Origin of the sequence: Autumnicola edwardsiae, from assembly GCF_031846505.1 — a bacterium.
GTDB classification, from domain to species: Bacteria; Bacteroidota; Bacteroidia; order Flavobacteriales; family Flavobacteriaceae; genus Autumnicola; species Autumnicola edwardsiae.
Map to the genome: position 1 here is coordinate 1 of NZ_JAVRHP010000190.1, position 2,644 is coordinate 2,644.

The window sequence follows — 2,644 nt, forward strand, 5'->3', positions numbered from 1 at the left end:
TGACACCTCTAAAATGACAATTATCGACCTGTTTTGAGGTGTGAAGTTAGAAGTAAGAGGGACGAAGTAACGAAAATGAACTATTCACTCTCCACTTTTCACTCTCCCCTAAAAAGCAAATTTTCACAGATATAATGCGATACTTGCGCTGTTGATTGTGAACAGAATCCACCCGATGATGAGTAGAAGTCCGCCGAGGGGTGTGATGGGGCCAAGAAATTTTAGTTTTTGACCTGCAGCATCGCTTAGAATTAGTCCGTAGATGCTGAAGGAGAAAAGTAGAATTCCGATAATAAAGCACCAGGCCATTATTTGCTGTGAAAGTGTGAGAAAGGGGAAAATTACCCCGGAAATGATCAAAATGAGGGCGTGGTACATTTGATATTTCACACCGGTCTCAAAGCTTTTTAGGTGTTCGTTATTCAGCTTTTTCTTTAAAGCGTGTGCACCAAAAGCTCCAAAGACAACGGTGAGTGTGCCATAAATTCCGCCAATAATTAAAACCAGTTCTTTCATGATTTAAAGGTAAACATTTTGATGGTTTTTCTCACAGCCTTTTTGGGTGAAAGGATGCTTTTGCGTTAGGGATTGCAGCGGTTACCCTGCAACCACGCGGCAGCGTGGTGAAGCGTAATAGCGGAAAGCCCGACCCGACTTTAGGAGGGTAACGCCCAAAAAGAAAAGGCTGCCTAAAAAATAGACAGCCTTAAGATAATTGATTCTAAAAATTTATTTTGTCAAATACATTTTACGTCTGGAGTACAGTTCGTAAAAGGCATCGTCTTTTAAACTGTCGATAAACAGGATACTTTCGCCGGTACTTTTCATTTCTGGCCCCAGTTGTTTGTTGACGTTGTGGAATTTATTGAAGGAGAACACCGGCTGTTTGATGGCATAACCTTCTAGCTTAGGATTAAAGTTGAAATCTTTCACCTTCTTCTCTCCCAACATGACCTTTGTAGCGTAATTCACATACGGTTCGCCATAGGATTTTGCAATAAAAGGTACCGTTCTGGATGCCCGTGGGTTGGCCTCGATGATGTAAACCTTATCTTCTTTAATCGCAAACTGAATGTTTATAAGGCCTACCGTGTTAAGCGCGAGTGCAATCTTTTTGGTATGGTCTTTAATTTGCTGCATTACAAGATCGCCAAGGTTGAACGGGGGAAGCAGGGCATTGGAGTCCCCGGAATGAATTCCGCAGGGTTCTATATGCTCCATAATCCCAATAATGTAAACATCTTCACCGTCGCAAATTGCATCTGCTTCGGCCTCTATAGCCCCATCCAGGTAGTGGTCCAGCAGGAGTTTGTTGTTTGGAATTTTTTGAAGTAAATCTACTACAACTTCTTCCAGTTCTTTTTTATTGATCACGATTTTCATTCCCTGGCCACCGAGTACGTAAGAAGGACGCACCAATATTGGGAAGGCCAGCTCGTCTGCAAGCGCAAGAGCTTCATCTGCATTCTCGGCAGTTCCAAATTCGGGATAAGGAATGTCGTTATCCTGTAATAACTTGGAGAAACTACCCCTATCTTCTGCAAGATCCAGTGCCTTAAAGCTGGTTCCCATTATTTTTATACCATAACGGTCGAGTTTTTCAGCAAGCTTAAGAGCGGTTTGTCCACCAAGCTGTACGATCACACCCTCAGGCTTTTCGTGGCGAATGATGTCGTAAATATGTTCCCAGAATACCGGTTCAAAATAAAGTTTATCTGCGATATCAAAATCTGTAGAAACTGTTTCAGGATTACAGTTAATCATGATGGTTTCGTAACCGCACTCTGCCGCGGCAAGAACTCCGTGAACACAGCTATAATCAAATTCTATTCCCTGGCCAATCCTGTTTGGCCCTGAACCAAGAACCACAATCTTCTTCTTATCTGTAGAAATACTGTCGTTGGCAACATATTTTTTACCATCGGGGGTTTCGATATCGGCTTCAAAAGTGGAATAGTAATAAGGAGTTGCCGCCTCAAATTCGGCTGCACACGTATCAACCAGCTTGTACACGCGGTTAATCCCCAGTTCTTCACGTTTGCTGTGAACTTCGCTTTCCAGGCACTTCAGCATATAAGCAATCTGCCTGTCGGCAAATCCTTTTTGCTTGGCATCCAGAATAAGATCTCTAGGAAGTGTATCCAGCGTATATTTTGATATCTCTACTTCCAGTGCATATAATTCTTCATACTGCTTTAGGAACCACATATCGATTTTTGTGATTTCATGGATCCTGCTAAGTGGAATTCCTGCCTGGATAGCATCATAAATAACAAATACACGGTCCCAGCTTGGGTGCGTGAGTTTGTCTATAATTTCGTCGTATTTGGTATAACTCTTCCCGTCGGCACCAAGTCCGTTTCTCTTTATTTCCAGCGATTGTGTGGCTTTGTGCAGGGCTTCCTGGAAAGAACGGCCAATAGCCATCACTTCTCCAACAGATTTCATCTGAAGTCCTAACGTGCGGTCACTACCTTCAAATTTATCAAAATTCCATCGTGGTATTTTAACAATCACATAGTCTACTGAAGGCTCAAATAATGCTGAAGTAGATTGAGTAATCTGGTTTTCCAACTCGTTTAAGTTATAACCAATTGCCAGCTTGGTGGCGATCTTGGCTATTGGATATCCTGTGGCTTTAGAA

The 2,644-nt window shown here is 42.4% G+C and carries 2 protein-coding genes; both read right to left on the minus strand.

What is annotated here, in order from left to right:
- Window positions 1-123: 123 nt before the first annotated feature.
- Window positions 124-516, minus strand: coding sequence for a DUF423 domain-containing protein (locus tag RM529_RS16790; protein WP_311485901.1), 393 nt, complete (start codon window positions 514-516; stop codon window positions 124-126).
- 213 nt (window positions 517-729) lie between these two features.
- Window positions 730-2,644: carbamoyl-phosphate synthase large subunit (gene carB / locus RM529_RS16795; protein WP_311485903.1), on the minus strand; the 1,915-nt coding region annotated here is incomplete at its 5' end.

What these genes read in the sequence shown, in the direction of transcription:
- RM529_RS16790 (WP_311485901.1), bottom strand. Translation starts at nt 516, where the DNA reads ATGAAAGAACTGGTTTTAATTATTGGCGGAATTTATGGCACACTCACC.